We start from the raw sequence: 19498 nt of genomic DNA, 5'->3' as shown, positions 1-19498 counted from the left end.
AGAACGGACTACCGAGTGACCCCGACGGCTCACTCGCCGCCGCGGCCGTCGAACAGCAGCGTGAACAGCTTTCGCTGTGCGATCCGCAGATGCCGGCTGAACGTGGGCTGTGAGACGCCGAGCGACTCGGCGACTTCCTCGCCGGTGCGCTCGCGGGGCCACTCGAAAAAACCGCCGTAATAGGCCGCCTCGAGCGTGCGACGCTGTCGCTCCGAGAGATCCGCGGCGAGCGTTTCGAACGGCCGCGTCGCCCGCGGCGGCCGGTCCCGGTCCCGGCGCGCGACCAGTTCCGTGCCGGGGTGGATCGCCTCGAGCGCCCGGAGAAACGACCGGACACTGACCGGCTCCCCGAGGTCGATCGTGAGCCTGGTCCGGTCGTCGACCGGAGCGAGCGATCGGAGGACGCCGCCGTGGTCCGCGATCGTCCGCGCGACGGACGGCTCGGCGGACTCGGCCAGCCCGATCTCGAGGACGGTCTCACCGGACCCGCGGCCGGCGATCGAGAGCGAGTCGACCGCGGGCAGCGAGCCGACGGTCTCGCGAACCGCATCCCTCTCCGCGTCGACCGCGGCCTCGGGGAGCGAGCAGAACACCGTCGAGCCGCCCGACGACCGCGGGATCACGGCCCGAACGTCGACCCGTCGGCCGAGCCGGTGAGCGATCGCCGAGAGCGGCTCCGCATCGTCCCGGCAGACGACCTCGAGTTCGGTGACGCGGTCGGCGAGGAGCGCGCGTCTCGTCTCGATCGCGGCGATCGCTTCACCGGCGATCGTCGCGAGGCGGTCACAAGCGCGGCGGGTGGCGTCGTCGAACGCCGCGGACCGCCCCGCGTACGCCGTGAGCGTTCCGTACCGTCGGTCGTCTGATTCGATCGGGACGCGCAGCGCGGCCCGAAACCCGCGCTCGAGCAGGCGGTTGCGGCGATCGTCCCCGTCGCCATCCGGCGGCCGACCGGCAGCATCCGTCTCGAGGGTCTCGACAACGGCTGGGTCGCGGGTCGTCGCGGCCGTTCCGGTTGGCGAGTCGGCGGCCCGATCCAGCGGCACCGTCATCGACTCGAGGAACTCGCCGTCGCGACCGGCCCACGTCTCGGGGACGATCCGCTCGCGAGCGTCGTCCGCGCGACCGACCCACGCGAGTTCGATCCCGTCGGCTGGTTCGGTCGGCTCGAGGGAGACGACCGCCTCGCAGAGCCGCCGCTCGACCGTTTCGCGCGTGTCGGCGTCAAGCAACGTCCGCGCGTCGTCCCACACATGCTCGGCCCGCTCCGCGGCGCTCCGCACTCGATCCCGGTCGCGCTGGCACGTCCGAAGACTCTCGGCGCACTCGAGGGCCGCGAGCGCTGGCCCGGCGGCGTCGGAGAGAATCTCGAGCGACTCCGTCTCGATCCCGTCGAACGCCATCGGCTCCGTACTCGTCGCGAGGACGAGCCCCCGATCCGCGACCGGGACGGCGAGGAGTCGCTCGGCGCGGAGGCCGGCCCGGGAGAGCGCGTCGCCGAATTCCGCGCGGTCGTAGACGGTCGGCTCGCCGCTCTCGAGGAGTCCCGCAAACGGCGTGTCGGCGGGGTTGATCGGTGATGGCTCGATCCCCGGCCCGTCACCGCCGGGAGCCCGTTCCGCTGTCGTCTCTCTCGTCGTCACGGTCGCCGGTCGGAGGTGGTCGTCGTCGGCGCGGTACCAGACGGCCGCGTCGGCGTCGGCACACTCGCGGACGGCGTCGGTGACACTTTCTCGAATAGCGGCCGGCGTTTCGGCGCGGCGAAGCGTCGCGACGGTCCGCCGGATCGTCGACAGTGCGGCGGCGCGGGACTCTCGCCTGTCGCGGACGACACAGAGCGTTCGATCCGGATCGGGCAAGGGCGCGACGAACACGTCGACCGAAGCGGTCGCGTCGGTCGCGAACTCGCCCGTCACGGGGTCCATCCACCTGACGACCGGCGACTGAGCCCGCTCTCGGATCGTTGCCGCGAGGTCGTCGTCGAACACCACCTCGAGGTCCCGGCCGACGAGCGAGTCCGTCTCCGCGAGGTCCAGCAGGGCCGGATTCGCCAGCTGAACCGTCGAGCCCTCGAGGACGGCGATGCCCTCGTCTAACGCATCGACGACCGACTCGAGGAGCGCGAGGCGGTCCCGGTCAGTCGCGGCCGCGTCGGACGCGGCACCGGGTGAGGACTCCCGCACGTGGACCGAGATGCCGTCGTCGCCGGGATGGACGGCGACGAAGAGATCGGCCTCGAGTTCGGGATCGGTCGGCTCGAACTCGACGACCGACTCGGTCGTCTCGGCCTCGCGAACCCGATCGGCGAGCGTCGTACCGAACCGATCGGGCAGCAGTTCCCAGACGACCGTTCCCGTCCGAATATCGCCGTCGATCGATCGATCCGCGATGCCGGCGAGCAGTCGCTCGGCCGCTCGGTTTGCGTACCGGATCTCGCCCCGCGGGCCGAGGGTGAAAAACGCGTCTTCGAGCCGCTCGAGCCCCGCTCGAGCGTCGTCGCTGCCGGCCGTCGCGTCGGTCGCCGCTCCGGGACCGGTTCGAGTGACGACGACGCCCTCGAGGGCCGGATCAGCGAGCCGGTTCGTACAGACCAGGTCCGCGACGTGCCACGTGCCGTCGGCGTGGCCCAGCCGGCACGTGACCCGGTCGGTCGTCCCGATCGGGGCCGCCGCGGCGGACGCGATCGTCTCGCGGACCGCCTCGCGATCGTCCGGGTGGACGAGCCGGGTGATGGTCGTTCGCTCGAGTTCGGTCGGCGTGTACCCCATCCGTGACTCGACGGCCGGGCTCGCGTACTCGATTTCCCCGTTGGCGTCGCAGACCCAGACCGCCGCCGCGGCGTGCTCGAGGATCGACCGGTGGCGGCGGTCCGAGCGCTCGGCGACCAGCCGATACCGCTCCCGCTCGGCGGCGTTCCCGACGCGTGCGGCGAGCACCGCCGCGGACTCGTCGCGTCCGACGACGTCGCTCGCTCCGGCCTCGAGCGCCCGATCAGCAGCTGTCTCGTCCGTGACGGCGATGATCGGCCGGTCGTCGGCCCGGGCCGCGAGCCGCTCGAGGGTCGCGTCGGCCGGCGTCGGTCCGTCCTCGGTCGGCGCGAACGGACAGACGACGCAGTGTACCTCCCGGTCGGCGAGTCGCTGGCGGGCTCCCTCGAGCGTTCGCTCCCTGAGCAGCGAGACGCCGTCGAACCGCGCGGCGAGTGCGGCCATCGCGTCGTCGGCCGGGTCGGAGTCGCCGGCCACGAGCACGCACAGCGCGTCGCCGACGACGGTCGCGGTGCCGTCGCTCACGGGAAGAACACCTCGGACGGTCGCGTCCGGGACTCGAGTACGGCGAGACGCGTGGACGCGTAGCCAGCCGGTAGCGTCGGCCGAGGGTATCGGTCCGTCTCACCGCTCCGTGTCTGTGAGCCGGCGGGGGGACGAGCGAGACGAGCGGCCACGATAGCGGCCGCATCGGTCGCTCGCCGATTAAGTATCTGTTTCGTACTCGCGAGTAACACGGGAGTAGGAGTCCGCGTCACCGATTCGATCACGCTATCGGCCCGGGACGTCAGGGACGTTCGCGAACGGTGAGGACCGGCACCGGCGCGTTCCGGACGATTTCCTCGGCGACGCTACCCGAGATCAGGTGATCGAGCCCGGATCGGCCCGCCGTCCCGACGATGATCATATCGGTCGGGTTCGTCTCCGCGAAGTCGACGACCTGCTCCTGTGGGACGCCGTGTCGGATGTCCGCGGTCACCTCGACGCCGTTTTGCGACGCCGCGTCTCTGGCGCGTTCGGCGGCCGTTTCGGCTTCGCTCTCCGGGTCCGAACGCAGCTTGTCCTCCTTGTTCCCGGCTTGTGGCCCGTCCTCGGAGACGGACAGGACGTGCAGGGTCGCGTCGAGTCCGCTCGCCAGTTCGATCGCGTGATCGGTCGCCCGGTCGGCGGCGTCGCTCCCGTCCGTCGCGAGCAGCAAATCCTGGTACATCGCTTGCGTACTCGTTCGGGAGACGGCCGGATAGGTTCCTGACCTGCCGTTGCCTGCCGGACTCACGGCCCGATCCTCAGAAGACCACGTCCCAGACGTGCTCGCAGTTCCGACACTCGAACTGTCGCTTCAACCCATCATCTGTTACCGCTCGATCGACCTCCACTCCCGACTCCTCGAGGCAGTTCGGGCACCGATATCGGCTCACGAACCGGACCCTGTACGTGATCGGAGATAAAACAATCACACTCATGGTTTGGAGTAATAGTCGAAAATGGCAGTTTCAATACCGTCTGTCGATATCGGTTACGGGATCAGGCGGCTTCGGACGAGTCGGACGGTTGCGGACGACGAATGTGGTCTCTGCGCACCGCGATCAGGGGATGAGGACGACGATGGCGGGATACAGTTGCTTGATGATATCGATGACATTGATGACATCGAGGACGACGATGGCGAGATACAGTTGCCCGATGCCGGCGGCAATCATGACTGCACCGGCGATGCGCTTGAGCGTGCCAGTGTAGGCCGCGAGCCGGCCGGCGCTGGCGACCAGCCCCATCCCGGTCGCGACGGTCAGCGAGACCATGAGTACGACGAAACTCCCGACGTACGTTCCGAGGAGGATGGCCGCCGGAGTCGTCGGGAGCGATAACGAACGGGTGACGACGCCGAAGAAAACCGGTGCGACACAGCCCGCCGCCGCCAGCGCGTAGCCGACGCCGAAGATCGCGAACCCGAGGACGCTCGAGCGGCGCTTCGGAAGCGCGATCGACGGCGACGGCGCACGGCCGACGACGACCAGAACCCCGAACGCGATCAGGACGATCCCAGCGACGAGTTCGAACCACGTAACGGCCGACAGCGTCTCGTGTCCGATCCAGAACGTCGCCCCGAGCAAGACACCGAAGGTGACGAGCACACCGAGACCGGCGACCAACCCGCGACTCAGTGCACCGCCCAGCGACGCCCGATCGCCCTCGGTCTGGCTGACATAGAAGCCGACGTACCCCGGGAGGAGCGGATAGGAACACGGAGAGAAAAAGGTCGCAACACCGGATATCAATCCGAACGAGATCGACGTCACGAGCGCCGAATCGATCATGCTACTCGTCCCCGTCGGCAGTGTCGCCGTCCCCGAAGGCCCGTTCGATTCCGGCGACGAGTTCGTCCGCGCTCTTAACGCCGGTCTCGGCCCACCGAACGCGCCCCGAGGCGTCGATCGAGACGGCGGAGGGGTAGGGCGTCCCCCAGTAGAGGGAGGTGAGTTCCGCGGTCGGGTCGAGGCCGATCGTCCAGTCGCCGTCATGCTCGTCCCACCACGCGGCGAGTTCGCTATCGCTGATCGATTCGCTCGTCACGGACAGAAAGCGGACCTCGTCGCCGACCCGCTGGTGTGCCTCGACGAGCGCGTCCATCTGTTTCTCACAGGGCGCACACCACGTCGCGAAGAAGTCGATGAAAGTCGGCTGATCCGACGCCGGAACCCGAACGGTACCGGCCTCGCTCCCGGGCGCGTCGACCGTCTCGATCTCGAGGGGTTCGCGTCGCTTCCCGACGATACCGGACGAGTCGTCGGAGTCGTTTTCCCCGTTAGTGGAGTTGCTAGGAGACGGGATACCGAACGCGGCGACGGCACCGCCGCCGACGAGCACGCCCGCGCTGCCGATACCGGCGAGGAGGTCACGTCGCCGCATCCTATTCGTTCACCCCCACGACCGTTCGCACGTCCTCGACCATCACCTGCGTGTTGACACCGTCGCGCTGGTTGGACGCTTTCGGGTAGGCACGTTCGACGATGCCGCGATCGTTGACGAGTTGGACGAGAGCGGAGTGGGTAAACGTGTACTCGCCACCGGTATCGGACGATTCGTTCGCCGATTCATTCGTCGATTCGTTCGCCGACCCGTCCGACGTCTCGTCGTCTCGCCTGAGCGGGAGTCCGAACGTCTCTTCGAGGAGGGTTTTGGCCGTCTCGTTGTCCGACGGGCGGAGGAAGTGCCAGTGGCCCGCATCGACGTCGATCCCCATCTGCGTCCCGTACGTTCGGAGGGGTTCGGCGGTGTCTCGGTCGGGATCGAACGTCATCGCGAGCAACCCGAGTTCGTCCGCGTAGTCGCTTTCGATGGCGTCTTCCTGTATCCGATGGAGATGCTGGAGGAGCTGTTGACACATGCCGTCCGGGCAGGACGAATAGAAGTACGTGATCACGAACGGGCGTTCGCCGACGATGTCCTCGAGAGAAACAGTCTCCTCCGCGAGTGGGTCCCGAAGCGAGAACGACGGAAACTCCTCGCCGTGAATCGGATATGAGGGATCGCCTCGGTTCATCTCCGGGCTGCCGAGGGTCGTATTCGACTCGCCCGTGTTCTCCCCGCTGAGTACCCCGCCGAGGCAGCCAGCAACGCTGGTCAACCCTGCGATTCCGACTGTGCCGAGGTATGTCCGCCGGTCCATATGTGGATCGTGGGAACGCCGAATCAAAGGTTCATTGGTTCGATTCACGAAGGAGAGCGGTCACGAGACTGTGTCTCTGAGAGACTGGACCGTTCGTCGGCCAGCGAGGACGGCGGCGTTGCCGCCCGTTCGAGCGGTGAACCAACAGGCGTTTTGTCGCCGGTTCCCAACGACCACTAATGAATCGTCGGGGTTTCCTCCGTGGCGCGGCCGGGATCGGAGCCGTCGGAACCGCCGGGCTCGCCGGCTGTCTCGAGCGACTCGGATTCGAAGAAGAATCCGCGTGGGCGAACCCGCCGCTCGTGGAGAATCGCCCCGACGCCGTCTATCTCCCATCCTCGAGCGAGGAGATGCGGAGCTACGGGATGGCCGCCGACGGCGACTACGCGGTCGCGCTCTCGTATACCTTCCCGCACCGCTTTTGGCTCGTCAACGGCGACGAGACGGAACTCGTCGAGGTCGGCACCGACGACAGCCTGCACCTCATGGTTACCGTCTGGGACCGCGAGACACGAACCGTTCTGCCGACGGACATGCAACTCGAGATCCGACAAGACGGTTCCCCGATCGACGACGGCATCTCTTCGCCGTGGCCCATGATCTCCCAGCGGATGGGCTTTCACTACGGAGACAACGTCCAACTGCCCGGCGAGGGGGAGTACACGGTCCGCGTTCGAGCCGGTCCGGTCGGGGGCAGCCTCGAGCGTACCGGCGGCTTCGAGGGGCGACTGGAATCGCAGGGGTCGCTCGAGGTCGACTTCGAGTACGCCCGGTCGGACATCAATGGCCTCTCGTTCCAGACGATCGACGAGGATCGGTGGGGGGAGGAGGGCGCGCTGTCGCTGATGGACCACGGCGACGGTGGCGGCGAACTCGGCCCGCCGCCGATGGGGCAGGCCCCCGCGTTCGAGGAACTTCCCGGCGAGTCGCTGGGTACCGAGCGCAGCGGCGACGCGGCGTTTGCCGCACTCGTCACCGACGCCGATCGGTTCGCCGACGGCGGCTCGTATCTGGCGGTATCCCCTAGAACGCCGTACAACGACGTCCTGCTCCCGCTTACCTCGCTCTCTGCGACCGTCGAACGCGACGGGATGGTGGTCGGCGAGGGACCGCTTTCGCAGGCGCTCGACGACGAGATTGGGTATCACTACGGGCTCGCGGTCGACGAACTCGCGACCGGGGACCGCGTGACGATTACCGTCGACTCGCCGCCGCAGGTTTCCCGCCACGACGGCTACGAGACGACCTTTTTCGAGTTCGAAGACATCACGTACACCGTATAGTCGCACCGCGGCAGTCGATTTCGACCCGGAAAGACCGGCTTTCAGTGAGAAACGATCCACGGACGGAGTCGAACGGCCGGCGACCGGCCGAAGGGAACCGCTACTCGGTTCCGGCGTGTGGGGCGTAAATCCGATGCTATAGTGCGCGAACGATCGGAAGGGAGCGCCAGTGATTCCGTACGGCTCCGATAACTATCGGGGATCACGGCATACGCTCGAGCGATGTCTCGCACAGGTCACGCAGATATGCATATCGGCTGTCCGGAGTGTGATGCAACAGTCGACGCGTCCGTTCCCCCAGGTCCGGGGATCCACGCGGAAAGCGACTCGAACCGACTGCTGGGGAAGGAAACCCAGTGTCGGAACTGCGGTCACGAACTCGAGCTCTACTACTACTGAGCGACCCGGGGCAACCGGGACCGGATGCGGTCCGGTACGCATCGCCGAACGAGCACTATTCGGCAGAGTCGGCCGGTGAGCGGGAAAGGCCGGCCGATCACCGATCGACCGGTGAACGGTATCGCGAGTCGCCACGTCACCCAGGGAGATCTCCGGATCGGGCGTCGCGAGGCCCCCACACCGTGTTTCCGGTGAAAGTCACGCGGATCGGGAAGGAAGTAAGGCCATGACAGTGTAACACACCGGGTTTCCGGTGAAAGGTGCGCGGCGATCGGGTTCGATAGTCAAGACTGTGGTTAGCGGGACCAGAGCCAGTTGTGCGGACACCGTCTTTCCGGTGGATTCCCGTCACTGACGAACGTGTTCTCGACGGACGAGTCCGTCGCGGGCGGACACACCGTGTTTCCGGTGAATCCGGTTTTCGGCGATCGGGAGACGGAATCGAGTCTCGAGCGAACGATTCGCTCAGAGATCGTTCGGAGCGACTGCACTCACACCACGTTTCCGGTGAAACGGCACGAAGCGGGTCGGACGATAGCAGCGAGTGGGGTGAGACGGCACCCGAGAAATCTCGGGGTGTAGTGAGAGGGGAGACGGCATGTAGCGGAACCGAACCGTCAGGGCTCGTCGTTCCGCAGGGAATTCAGCGGTCACACACCGGGTTTCCGGTGAAAGCCGGCAACGGACCGCCGCTGTGAACAGCGAACTGATTGCGAGAACTCGATTCAATCGACTCCGCTCTCTAACTACCTCCGTCTTGATCGATATCCGCGAATGACGCTCCGATCACGATCTATTATAGTTACATATATGTATATGTTATGTCTATAGTCCACTAAGTAGATCAGAATAGTGGTTCGGAAAAGGGAGTCAGAATGACCGTCCACTCGAGCCGATAGCCGGATTCGATGCTGTCGTAATCGATGATTCCCGCCGCTGTCGGTGATCTCGTCTCCTATTCTCTCGGTTGGGAAGGTCAAACCCCCGTTTCAACTGCACCCCTCACCCGCCATTTTCCCGTTTCACCGGAAACACGGTGTGTGTCCACACCCGATCGATCACCGGAGGCAGTCAACACATGTGAATCCAATCGAGCAAATCAACTGAAAATTGAGCAGGCGATTCTACCCGTTTCAGGACTCAGTACTCTCCGTCTCCGTTTGGACTCGAGCCCGCGCTGCCAAACGGAAACACTATTTCACCGGAAACCCGGTGTTCGACCATGTCGAGTTCCGGCGACGACCTGTTCACGCGCGACGACCCGATCTTCGAGAACAAGGAACTACTCGAGATCAACCACCTCCCCGCGGAGGGGCGAATCGTCGGCCGGGGCGACGAGATTTCGGAACTCGCGAACGCGGTCAACCCCGCGATCTTCGGCCAGAGCCCGAGCAACCTCCTCATCTACGGCAAGACGGGGACGGGAAAGTCCCTCTGTGCGAAGTACATCTCGGAACGGGCCGTCCGCGTCGCGGGCGACGAGGACGTCACCTCGGCGTTTGCCTACGTCGACTGCGCACAGGACAACACGGAGACCCAGGCCGTCCAGACGATCGCCCACGCGCTGAACGAACCGGCGCGCACCGACGTGCGAATCCCCGATAAGGGGCTCAGCACCTCGACGTACTACAAGCGACTTTGGAAAGTACTCGACTCCCAGTACGACGTCGTCCTCGTGATTCTGGACGAGGTCGACAAACTCGACGACGACGACATTCTCATGCAACTCTCGCGTGCGGGCGAGGCCGGCAAACTCGAGTCGTGTAAGATCGGGGTGATCGGCATCAGTAACAAGATCAAGTACAAGGATCGACTGGACGAGCGGGTGAAGTCCAGCCTCTGTGAGCGTGAATTCGTCTTCCCGCCTTACGACGCAAACCAGCTCAGGGACATCATGCAGGCCCGCAGCGACGCGTTCAAGGATGGGGTCCTCGAGCCCTCGGTGATCCCCCGGGCCGCGGCGCTGGCCGCCCGGGAACACGGCGACGCGCGGAAGGCGATCGACATCCTCCGTTACGCCGGCGAGATCGCCCAGTCGAAGGGCAGCGAGACCGTCCGCGAGGAGTTCGTCGTGCAGGCCCGCGAGCGGGCCGAGACCGATCGCTTCCGCGAACTCATCCGCGGCTCGACCCCGCACTCGCGGTACGTCCTGCAGGCGCTCGCGGTGCTCTCGCTCAACGCGACCGAGGAAGACGGGTTCCGGACGACGAAGATCTACGACGTCTACGAGGAGATCTGCCGACAGGAGCGCTCCGAACCGCTCTCGCTCCGACGGGTGCGCGACCTGCTGAAAGAACACGCGTTCCTCGACATCTTGGAGCAGGCCCGCCGGAGCGGCGGCAGCGCCGAGGGGAGTTACACCGAACACCAGTTACTCGAGGATCCGGAGGTCGTGCGGACGGTCCTCGTCGAGACCGACGAGTCCTAGCGCCGCGAACCGCCGAGCCACGCCAAAGCTTGTCGAGGCATTTCGACGCGATTGCCACCGTTCAGTGGGCAACAAACCGACATTTCACCGGAAACCCGGTGTCCCCGTTCCACTGCCTCGAGTCATCGCACCGTTTCGAACACTGTCTGTCGCTCTACTCAGCAATAGTTCCTCACTCAGCGGTGGCTCCCTACTCAGCGATAACTCCTCGCTCAGCGGTAGCTTCCCATTCAGCGCCCAGTCTCCCAGCCGCGCGGCGTATCGTTCAGTCGCTCGGCACCGTCCTCGGTCACCACAACGAGGTCCTCGATCCGGACGCCAAACTCGCCCTCGAGGTAGATCCCCGGTTCGACGCTAAAGACCATGCCGGGCTCGAGCTCGCGGTCGTTGCCCGCGACGATGTATGGCGGTTCGTGGACCTCGAGACCGACGCCGTGGCCGGTCCGGTGGACGAAGGCGTCGCCATAGCCGGCGTCCTCGATGACTTCTCTGGCAGCGCGGTCGACCGAGCCGGCCGTGACACCCGGCTCGATCGCGTCGACCGCAGCTTGTTGGGCCTGCCTGACGATATCGTGGACCCGCTCGTACTCGGCGGGCGGTTCGCCGACGACGATCGTCCGCGTCTGGTCGCCGGGATAGCGGGCCGTTCCGGCCTCGAGTTCGGACTCGACGAACGCGCCGAAGTCCAAGACGATCGGATCGCCGGCCTCGATCTCCCGCGAGCCGCCGTGGTGGTGAGGCCGGGCACCGTTCGGGCCGGCGGCGACGATCGTTTCGAACGCCGGCTCCTCACCGCCGGCCGCGGCGAGCAGTCGATCGATCTCGCTCGCCAGTTCTGCTTCGGTCATCCCGAGCAGGTCGTCCCCGCGTGCGCGGATCTCGAGCGAGACGCGGTCCGCGAGGTCGCCGGCCCGCCGAAGCGCCGCGAGTTCGACGTCGTCCTTGCGGATTCGCAGCGGCTCGAGGACGGCACTCGCGAGGCCGAACTCGGCGTCGGGAAGGAGTTCCCGCAAATCCTGCGTGAACGTCGCCCACATCCGGTCGTCGACGAGGACGGTCGCCGGGCCGAGCGAATAGGCCTCCAGTACGTCTTCGGCGACCTCGAGCGGGTCGTCCGCGTCGGTCCAGCACCGCAGTCGAAGCTCCGAAAGCGGAAGCTCGGACAGCTGTTCCTCGTACATCGCCGGCGCGACCAGCGCGGGGTCGCCGGTGTCGGGAACGAACAGCAACAGGTGCCGTTCGGACGGCGACTCCTCGAAGCCGGTCAGATAGGTCAGGTTCGGACTCGGGAAGCAGACGACCAGATCGGCTCCATTGCGCTCGAGTCGGCGCTGACAGGCCGCGATCCGGCGCTCGAACGGGAATTCCATGGGGGAGAGTTCGCTCGAGCCGAAAATCAACGTTTGGTTGGGAGGTGAGTGCGGTAGCCAGCTCGGTGACTTTCACGCAGACCGAACAGTCCGGATAGCCCGGTTACTAGCGGGAACCTATTAACCCCCCGGCGATCGCAGGCCGCGAGGCAACACGTCGGGACGCTGTGCTATTTCAGCGAATGCGAGTTACCGAGCGGTTGTCGTCGACGACTGTACGCAAACGACAGCGGCGGGCCGACGGTCGCGGCCGAACGGACGAAGCATCCGGCTCGAGCGGTCCAAGCTGTCCCGGTTCGTTGATCGTGGTCTCGAACCGGCAACCGTATCGTCACGAGTACGAAGACGACGCTTCGGCGGCGGACGCCAATTCCGCGAGCGATGACGGCTCCCCGCCGACGGGGACCGACGGCGGCGCGCGCTCGACGGCCGACGCGCGATCGATCACGGTCGACGAACCGACCGGCGGCCTGACGGCGGGCCTCGATCCCGTCGTCAAGAAGACCGACGGCACGTGGATCGCGTGGGGCGACGGCGAGGCCGACTTCGACGTGACGGACGAGCGGAACTGCGTCGCCGTCCCGCCGGACGAGGAAGCCTACACGCTGCGCCGCCTCGATCTCTCCGAGGAAGCCGTCGATTCCTACTACTACGGGTTCAGCAATCGGGTCCTCTGGCCGCTCTGTCACGGCTTTCCCGACCTGATCGAGGACCGATCGAACGACTTCGAGTGGTACCGGACGGTCAACGAGCGGTTCGCCGAGGCGGTCGCCGACCACGCGACCGACGACTCGGTGATCTGGCTGCAGGACTACCACCTCGCGCTCGCGCCGCGGATGATCCGGGAGTCGGTCCCCGCCGGCGCGACCGTCGCGCAGTTCTGGCACATCCCGTGGCCGTCGCCGTCGACGTTTCGGCACTGCCCGGCCGGCGGTCCCGTCCTCGAGGGACTGCTCGGCAACGATCTGCTCGGCTTCCACGTCGAGCGGTACGCCGATCAGTTCCTGGATTGCGTCGACCGGTTCCTGGCCGGAGCAGCCGTCGATTACGCTCACCGAACGGTCCGGTACGAGGGAACGACGACCCGGGTCGTCGCGACGCCGATGGGCGTCGACGCCGAATCGTACGACCGGGGAGCGCGGTCGACCGATCCCGACCGGCTTTCCGACCTGTTCGACGAGTACGGGATTCAGCAGGGCACCATGCTCGGGTTGGGGCTCGATCGCCTCGACTACAGCAAGGGGATTCCGGAGCGGCTTGCGGCCCTCGAGCGGTTCTTCGAGCGGAACCCGGACTGGCGTGGCGACTTTACGTTCCTCCAGAAGGCGACACCGTCGCGCACGGAGATCGAGACCTACGAGCAGTACGGCGAACTCGTCCGCAGCGAAGTAACGCGGATCAACCGCCGCTTCGAGACCGACGAGTGGCAACCGATCGTCTACACCGAGGACGTGCTGCCCGAGGAAGACCTCTATGCACTCTACCGGCGCGCGGATACGATGATCGTGAGCCCGCTGATCGACGGCATGAACTTGGTGGCACAGGAGTACCTCGCCGCCAGTGTCGATGGCGACGGGACGTTGCTACTGAGTAATCGGACCGGCGCACACGATCGCTTTGGCTCCCACGCCCTGACGATCGATCCGACCGATGTCGACGGATTCGCGTCCCAACTCGAGCACGCGCTCTCGATGCCGCCGTACGAGCGCCGGCGGCGGATGAACACGCTTCGCCAGCGCGTCTTCAACGGCGACATCGAGGCGTGGATGGACACGCAGTTCGACTGGATCAGACGCGTCCACGGCGACCGCCGGACGGGCGATGCGAGTGCGGAAAACAGCGCTGGCTCCGGCTCGGACACAGATTCGGATTCAGACTCGAAAGAACCGACTCCCCCAGCATAATCGATGGCTGAAACCGAGTCACAGCCGCGGCCGCTCGAGGAGCGACGACCGCAACTCCACAATCGGCTCGCGGACGCCGCCGGACTCCTCGTCTGTCTGGACTTCGACGGAACCCTCGCGCCGATCGTCGAGGATCCCGACGCCGCGGTGCCGACCGAACGCAACCGAAACGCGGTGGCCACCCTTGCGGCGACGCCGGGGATAACGACGGCGGTCGTCAGCGGCCGCGCGCTGACGGATGTCCGCGAGCGCGTCGACGGCCCGGCGATCTACGCCGGCAACCACGGGCTCGAACTCGCCCGCAACGGATCGATCGCCGTCCACCCGGTCGCGCGCAAACGCGCCGCCCGGATCGACCGCCTCTGCTCGATCCTCGAGACCGCCCTCTCGTCGGTCCCGAACTGCCGGATCGAGAACAAGCGCCTGACGGGGACGGTTCACTTCCGGTCCGTACCGCCGGCCGCCGAACCGACCGTGCGCCGGATCACGCACGGCGTCGTCGACCGCTTCGGCGGTGATGCCGTCGAGATTTCGACCGGGAAACGGATCCTCGAGATCGGGCCGGACTTCCCGTGGGGTAAAGGGAACGCGGTCGAGTTGATCGCCGCCGACGAGCCACCGGCCACGACCGTCGTCTACATCGGTGACGACGTCACCGACGAATCGGCGTTTCGAGCGGTCGAACCGGACGGGATCGGGATCCGCGTCGGTGGTACCGGTCCCTCGAGTGCCTCCTATCGGGTCGAGTCCCCCGTCGAGGTCGCGTCGTTTCTCTCGTGGCTCGGTTCGACCGGGGCCGAACTGGCCGCCGCCGATGAGCCGCCGGCTGCGACCGCCGACTGATACCGGCGACCGGTCGTGGCAGCGCGATTCCGCCAGTGCCCGTACTGTTGGCACTCTGCTGTAATACCCGACAATTGGAGGACAGATGGGGGAGGGGTGGGAGCCGAGTAGGGGCAGGTGGCGGCCGAGCCCGATACCGGGGAGCAACGGGTGTGAACCGGGCTCGGTTCGGGTGCGACGATGGGGGATCCGTCGCGGGTTGCTCGACCCACCCGCTCGAGACCTACGTCGGACAGCAACTTAATAGTACGGATGGAAATAACCGACGAAAACAGCGGGCCTCGAGCCGAAAGTATTAGTTACCACTGGAAATATAGACCGGTACGAGAGTGAACGAGAGTGAAACTCCGCCAACCAACTGATTTCCTGATCCTCGAGGCGCTCGAGGACAAGGGACGAAACGTCGCAACGAATCTGGCTGCCCACACGGGCAAGAGCCGAAAGAACATCAACACCAGACTGCCGGTGCTCGAGGACTACGGGCTCGTCACCAAGATCGGCCCCGCCGAACGGTCCGGGCTCTACGAGATCACCTCCGCGGGAAAGGCGGCGCTGGTGTACCGAGACCAGTACGACGAGGTCGACGACTTCGAAGCGCTCATCGAAGGGCCAAACGCCGGCACGGACCAGGAGGGCGAGCCACAGGCTAGCTTCGCCCGCGGCGAGGACGACGACGCCGACGAGTAACGACGCGCTACTCGAGTACGTCCCGATCCCGTTGCCGATCGTTCGGCGCTGTGTCTCGGTCCGCGCCACCGGGAGCCTTCGGCTCGACTCTCTGCAGGGTGCCGTCCGAGAAGAGCCCGCCCTCGTAGGTCGCGAGGTCGCGGCGGGCACACGACGAAAAGGCAAGACTGAGTTTCCGTGTTCTGTTCTCCGTGTTCGGAATCGCCGCCCCGCAGTGCGGGCGGTCGGTCTCGTACGCCGGGTCCCACACGTAGCTTCCGAGCATCGGCGTCGGGATGACGGCCTCGCCGTCGCGAAACGCGACGCCGTGGTCGTGTTCCAATCCGAGCGCGTGCCCGATTTCGTGGACGAGCACCTGGATCGACCGCGTCGGCGTCGCGTACGGAACGATCGAGCGCGCGTCGTCGCCGGCCAGTTCGTCGAACGGCTCGAGGGCGGCGATGTGGCGAGCCCCGCCGACCGAGGCGATGTGGGGGATTCCGTACCCGGTCGGTGCCCGTTCCATCCCCCCGTCGGTCACCAGCAGGTTGGCATCCGCCACCGGCTCGAGGTCGCGGCGGTCGAGCGCGCCCGCCGCGACGGCCGTCGGCCACTCGCCGCGGGCGGTGAGCCGCGCGGCGTCCTCGGTCGAGACCGAGACGGAGCCGCCAAGAGAGACCTCGAGTTTCCAGTGCTCGAGGGCGAGCGTCGCCCCGAGATACTCGTGGACGCGGTCGCCGACCCCGTCGTAGCCCGCGGCCCGCTCCGAGAACCAGATCCGGACCGCGAGCGTCTCGCTCGGGTCGCGGGTCGCGTACGCCAGCGTGGTGAGCGAGGCCGCCGACCCGACCGTGCCGAGGAACACGCGACGCTTCACGGCCGATGTCGGTCGGGCGAGACCCAGTGTTCGCGGGTGAACGACGACACGTATTATCGCTCGGCTGGTGCCGTCTCGTTCCTGTCTCTTATACACATCTCTGANCGGCCGATGTCGGTCGGGCGAGACCCAGTGTTCGCGGGTGAACGACGACACGTATTATCGCTCGGCTGGTGCCGTCTCGTTCCGGTCGATGGCGGGTCTCGGGAGACACGATCTCGTTGCCGGCGATCCCTCTCGAGGGTCGACGACTCGAGCGCGATCGTCGGCGACGCGAATCTCGAGTCGGGTCGGCAACTCGGCCGGTTCGATCGGCGACAGCGAGAGCAACGCCTCGGCTTCGGTTTCGACCAGCCACCGGTCCGGCGCTCGCTGTCGCATGCAGAGCGCCCACGCGCCGGTCCGCAGCCGCCGCCTGACCTGCCAGTCGGTGTAGTATCGGTTATTCGAACCTTCGAAGAGAGTCTCGAACGGGAGTGCTACCACGGCAATCTCACCCCCACGCCTCCCCGCCATCCACGGCCGAACTGCGTCCCCCGGACGGTCGTCATTCCTACCCGATCGATCGGGCGTCGCCCGCATCGCTACTGGGGTTCATATGGGCTACTTTTAAGAAAACGTGAGAGTCACTCCAGCCTGAATTCGGTCCCGAAATCGAACCGCGAGTCCCGTGAGCCACGGATCGCCGGGCTCGTACAGCGCAATCGCCGACGACAGGACGGTTCGCGGCCGCCTAGCTGTGTCCGCCACCCTCGAAGAATTCGCCGAGGATCGCCTCGAGCCCCTTCCGAAGGTGTTGGTGCATCGTCGGCGGCGAGATGTCCATCGACTCGGCGATCTCTTCGCCGGTGCTCTCGCGGGGCCACTCGAAGAAGCCGCCGTAGTAGGCGAGTCGCAGCGTCGTGAGTTGACGGTCGGTGAGCCGGTCGAGAATTCGGCTCCGGCGCTGGGCCGCCGTCCGAACCGGTCGGTCGACTTCCCGCCGAGCGACGAGTTCGGTGTTCTCGTAGATGCGGGTCAGCGCCTCGGCGATCTCTCGAACGTCGGCATCCTGCGAGACCTCGACCAGACAGGTCCCGACGCCGTCCTCGACCACGACGTCTCGGATCGTCGCGCCGTGTTTCGTCAGCGTTCGGACGCCCGACTCCGACAGCCGCATCTCGATCGTACAGCTCTCCTCGCCGTCGTGAATGAGCCGACACTCCTCGACGGACTCGTGATCGCTCGCCGCTTTGCAGACCGTCTCGCCGTCAAGCCCGTCGATCGTGACGTACTGGAAGGTCCGTCCGTTCGCCGTGGTGCCCGCCCACTCGAGCGAGCAGGGACAGCCGTACTCCTCGGAGAGATCGAACGCGAACGTGTCGCCGCCGTCGATCCGGAACTCGAGTTCGACGACGGTGTCGGCAAAGAGCAGTTGGCGGTTCTTGACGGCCATGATCGTAAAGCCGATCGTCTCGCCGAGCAGCCTGAATCCGGCCCGTTCGCGTTCGCTGAACGCGTCATCCCGACTCGCGAGGACGGTGAGCACGCCGTAGGTCGCGTCCTCGTGGGTGATCGGAACGGCGATAGCGGACCGGACATCGTCCTCACGGGCGGCCTCCTGTAGCGGCTCCGGGATCGTCTCTGCCTCGAGAATCCGGTTCGTCGTCTGGATCTCGCCGGTTCGGATCGCCCGCGCGACCGGTCGCTCGGCTCCGCCCTCGAGGTCGCGCACGCGGTCGAGGTAGGTCTCGGCCTCGCCGGCTCCGGTCCGGACGGACAGTCGGCCGTCGCCGGTCCGTTCGGCGATCCACGAGCCGCAGTACAGCTCCGAGTCGACGAGTTGTTCACAGACCTCGTCTTCGATCGCGTCGCGGGCCGGCGCTTCGACCAGCGTCTCGATCACCTGCCGGACGACCGCGTTGATCCGGTTGAGCGTCTCGAGTTGGTCCTGTCGCGAGCGGAGTTTCCGCTCGCGCTGGACCCGTTCGGTGATGTCTCGTGCCAGCCAGACGACGGCCCGTCGGCCCTGAATTCGCTGGCCGATCGGGACGACGCGCCCCTCGAACCGACGGCGGCCCTCGGTCGTCTTCACGTCGTACTCGACCGACTGAACGTCGTCGGTCCTGATCGCCCGATCGAGACAGTCCTGTAGCTTCGCGGCGACCTGATCGGGGAACGCAGCCTCAAGTCGGGTTCCCGGAAGGTCGTCGACGGTCATCGAGTAGAGATCGGCCGAGTCGGGTCTGACCTTCGCCTCGAGATACGTGCCGTCCTCGCCGATGACGAAGGCCTCGTCGGGCAGTTCGTTGGCGAGGATGCGGCGGTATCGGCCGTCGTCGCCGTCCGACGGCGGCTGTGGCCGCGATCGAATCGTCGAGACGATCCGATCGATCGGGTCCTCGTCGCGTTCGGTCGGGACGTACTCCGTCGCATCGGCCCTGAGCGCGACCGTGGCGAGCCGTTCGCTCCCCTCCCGTGGCGCGACGATCGTCGGGACAGTCGGACCCACGGCGTGGACGCGCTGCAGGACCGTCTGTATCTCGCCGGGACAGTCGAGTTCGAGGACGACGGCACGTGGAGTCGATACCGCCTCTTCGTCGGCCGACGACGCCGCCGCTGCCGTGGTCTCGCCGGCGTCGAAGACATCCGTCTCGCTCCCCGCCGGGTTCACATCGATCGCACCGTCGCCATCGCCGTTCTCGCTCGGCGGTGCCGATCCGAGGGCACCCTCGAGATCGCCCGAGGCGGGGACCGTTCGAACGCCGTATTCGGTCGCCGTCTCGAGGCGCGGGCGGAGATAGCTCTCTCCCGCTCGCGTATCCGTCACGACCACGATCGATCCCGATCGGTCTGTCCCGGTCATCCGTTACCCTCTGTTCGCGCAGTTGCGACCGTTTTCGTCCGTCACCGTACTCCGTTCTATCAAGACGGATTCGGAATAAAAGCCTGCTGGTCATTTGTTACCCGCCAGCAGGATGCAGCCGAGAGCCGTCGTCCGGGAGCGGCCGGGTTACAACTCGCCTCGCTCTCGCAGTTGTGCGAGCAAGTCGTCGACGAGCGACTCAACGTTATCGTAGGGAAAGTCGCCGCCGGAGGTCTTGGTGTTCAGTTCCATCGCGGTCATCGAGAAGTCGCCGGATTCGAACTTCGTCCCGGGCCCGTTCGGCAGCGCCGGAACGAGGTCCATCGGCCCCGAGACCGGATAGTCGGCGTCCTCGAAGGCGTCGATCATCTGCTCGCGGAGTTCGGCTTCGTCTGCCATTACGTACCACGATTTGGGGCCCGAAATAATAAAGCTGCAGGTGGGTGCG

Annotated in this window: 16 protein-coding genes; 6 read left to right on the top strand and 10 right to left on the bottom strand. The window is 66.3% G+C overall.

The window, feature by feature from the left end:
• Positions 1-29: 29 nt before the first annotated feature.
• From C489_RS11420 to C489_RS11400, 5 genes are all read right to left on the bottom strand, one after another.
• Positions 30-3293 (bottom strand): bacterio-opsin activator domain-containing protein, encoded by a 3264-nt coding sequence (locus tag C489_RS11420; RefSeq protein ID WP_006431414.1) that lies wholly within the window; start codon positions 3291-3293, stop codon positions 30-32.
• Between the two features lie 262 nt (positions 3294-3555).
• Positions 3556-3978 (bottom strand): universal stress protein, encoded by a 423-nt coding sequence (locus tag C489_RS11415; protein ID WP_006431413.1) that lies wholly within the window; start codon positions 3976-3978, stop codon positions 3556-3558.
• Positions 3979-4354: 376 nt separating this feature from the next.
• The gene (locus C489_RS11410) at positions 4355-5083 is read right to left on the bottom strand and encodes a cytochrome c biogenesis CcdA family protein (RefSeq protein ID WP_006431412.1); all 729 of its coding nucleotides are present in this window, start codon (positions 5081-5083) and stop codon (positions 4355-4357) included.
• 1 nt (position 5084) lies between these two features.
• Positions 5085-5675 (bottom strand): TlpA family protein disulfide reductase, encoded by a 591-nt coding sequence (locus C489_RS11405; RefSeq protein ID WP_006431411.1) that lies wholly within the window; start codon positions 5673-5675, stop codon positions 5085-5087.
• Between the two features lies 1 nt (position 5676).
• Positions 5677-6435 (bottom strand): SCO family protein, encoded by a 759-nt coding sequence (locus C489_RS11400; RefSeq protein WP_006431410.1) that lies wholly within the window; start codon positions 6433-6435, stop codon positions 5677-5679.
• A gap of 179 nt (positions 6436-6614) precedes the next feature.
• Here C489_RS11400 and C489_RS11395 point away from each other — a divergent pair, with 179 nt between their 5' ends.
• The 3 genes from C489_RS11395 (at position 6615) to C489_RS11385 (ending at position 10545) form a co-directional block, all read left to right on the top strand.
• Entirely contained in the window at positions 6615-7718 is a 1104-nt protein-coding gene (locus tag C489_RS11395) for a twin-arginine translocation signal domain-containing protein (protein ID WP_006431409.1), read from the top strand.
• 222 nt (positions 7719-7940) lie between these two features.
• Positions 7941-8117 (top strand): hypothetical protein, encoded by a 177-nt coding sequence (locus C489_RS21885; protein WP_160163642.1) that lies wholly within the window; start codon positions 7941-7943, stop codon positions 8115-8117.
• A gap of 1222 nt (positions 8118-9339) precedes the next feature.
• Positions 9340-10545, top strand: a complete 1206-nt coding sequence (locus C489_RS11385; protein WP_006431406.1) for an orc1/cdc6 family replication initiation protein — start codon at positions 9340-9342, stop codon at positions 10543-10545.
• 230 nt (positions 10546-10775) lie between these two features.
• On the opposite strand, the gene C489_RS11380 is transcribed toward C489_RS11385, so the two are convergent.
• Positions 10776-11915 carry a M24 family metallopeptidase gene (locus C489_RS11380; protein WP_006431405.1) on the bottom strand — a complete coding sequence of 380 codons (1140 nt, stop codon included), beginning with the start codon at positions 11913-11915 and terminating at the stop codon, positions 10776-10778.
• A 182-nt stretch (positions 11916-12097) separates the two neighbouring features.
• On the opposite strand from C489_RS11380, the gene C489_RS11375 reads away from it, so the two are divergent.
• The 3 genes from C489_RS11375 (at position 12098) to C489_RS11365 (ending at position 15349) form a co-directional block, all read left to right on the top strand.
• Positions 12098-13819 (top strand): alpha,alpha-trehalose-phosphate synthase (UDP-forming), encoded by a 1722-nt coding sequence (locus C489_RS11375; RefSeq protein ID WP_006431404.1) that lies wholly within the window; start codon positions 12098-12100, stop codon positions 13817-13819.
• Between the two features lie 3 nt (positions 13820-13822).
• On the top strand, positions 13823-14662 hold the full coding sequence (otsB, locus tag C489_RS11370) for a trehalose-phosphatase (RefSeq protein ID WP_006431403.1): 840 nt from the start codon (positions 13823-13825) through the stop codon (positions 14660-14662).
• A 339-nt stretch (positions 14663-15001) separates the two neighbouring features.
• Positions 15002-15349 (top strand): winged helix-turn-helix domain-containing protein, encoded by a 348-nt coding sequence (locus tag C489_RS11365; protein ID WP_006431402.1) that lies wholly within the window; start codon positions 15002-15004, stop codon positions 15347-15349.
• A 7-nt stretch (positions 15350-15356) separates the two neighbouring features.
• Here C489_RS11365 and C489_RS11360 read toward each other — a convergent pair whose 3' ends face one another.
• From C489_RS11360 to C489_RS11345, 4 genes are all read right to left on the bottom strand, one after another.
• Entirely contained in the window at positions 15357-16205 is an 849-nt protein-coding gene (locus tag C489_RS11360; RefSeq protein WP_239642052.1) for a peptidase M10A and M12B matrixin and adamalysin, read from the bottom strand.
• 159 nt (positions 16206-16364) lie between these two features.
• The gene (locus C489_RS11355) at positions 16365-16691 is read right to left on the bottom strand and encodes a hypothetical protein (RefSeq protein ID WP_006431400.1); all 327 of its coding nucleotides are present in this window, start codon (positions 16689-16691) and stop codon (positions 16365-16367) included.
• A 247-nt stretch (positions 16692-16938) separates the two neighbouring features.
• Positions 16939-19050 (bottom strand): bacterio-opsin activator domain-containing protein, encoded by a 2112-nt coding sequence (locus C489_RS11350; RefSeq protein WP_006431399.1) that lies wholly within the window; start codon positions 19048-19050, stop codon positions 16939-16941.
• A gap of 147 nt (positions 19051-19197) precedes the next feature.
• Entirely contained in the window at positions 19198-19449 is a 252-nt protein-coding gene (locus C489_RS11345) for an MTH865 family protein (RefSeq protein ID WP_006431398.1), read from the bottom strand.
• Positions 19450-19498: the final 49 nt, after the last annotated feature.

It is taken from the genome of Natrinema versiforme JCM 10478, assembly GCF_000337195.1.
Taxonomy (GTDB): Archaea; Halobacteriota; Halobacteria; order Halobacteriales; family Natrialbaceae; genus Natrinema; species Natrinema versiforme.
This window is presented reverse-complemented; position numbering and strand designations above follow the sequence as displayed.

Excerpts from the sequence above, each read along its gene's own strand:
- C489_RS21885 (WP_160163642.1), top strand. The coding sequence starts at position 7,941 with ATGTCTCGCACAGGTCACGCAGATATGCATATCGGCTGTCCGGAGTGT.
- C489_RS11380 (WP_006431405.1), bottom strand. The coding sequence starts at position 11,915 with ATGGAATTCCCGTTCGAGCGCCGGATCGCGGCCTGTCAGCGCCGACTC.
- C489_RS11415 (WP_006431413.1), bottom strand. The coding sequence starts at position 3,978 with ATGTACCAGGATTTGCTGCTCGCGACGGACGGGAGCGACGCCGCCGAC.
- C489_RS11350 (WP_006431399.1), bottom strand. The coding sequence starts at position 19,050 with ATGACCGGGACAGACCGATCGGGATCGATCGTGGTCGTGACGGATACG.
- C489_RS11410 (WP_006431412.1), bottom strand. The coding sequence starts at position 5,083 with ATGATCGATTCGGCGCTCGTGACGTCGATCTCGTTCGGATTGATATCC.
- C489_RS11395 (WP_006431409.1), top strand. The coding sequence starts at position 6,615 with ATGAATCGTCGGGGTTTCCTCCGTGGCGCGGCCGGGATCGGAGCCGTC.
- C489_RS11400 (WP_006431410.1), bottom strand. The coding sequence starts at position 6,435 with ATGGACCGGCGGACATACCTCGGCACAGTCGGAATCGCAGGGTTGACC.
- C489_RS11405 (WP_006431411.1), bottom strand. The coding sequence starts at position 5,675 with ATGCGGCGACGTGACCTCCTCGCCGGTATCGGCAGCGCGGGCGTGCTC.
- C489_RS11345 (WP_006431398.1), bottom strand. The coding sequence starts at position 19,449 with ATGGCAGACGAAGCCGAACTCCGCGAGCAGATGATCGACGCCTTCGAG.
- otsB (WP_006431403.1), top strand. The coding sequence starts at position 13,823 with ATGGCTGAAACCGAGTCACAGCCGCGGCCGCTCGAGGAGCGACGACCG.
- C489_RS11385 (WP_006431406.1), top strand. The coding sequence starts at position 9,340 with ATGTCGAGTTCCGGCGACGACCTGTTCACGCGCGACGACCCGATCTTC.
- C489_RS11375 (WP_006431404.1), top strand. The coding sequence starts at position 12,098 with ATGCGAGTTACCGAGCGGTTGTCGTCGACGACTGTACGCAAACGACAG.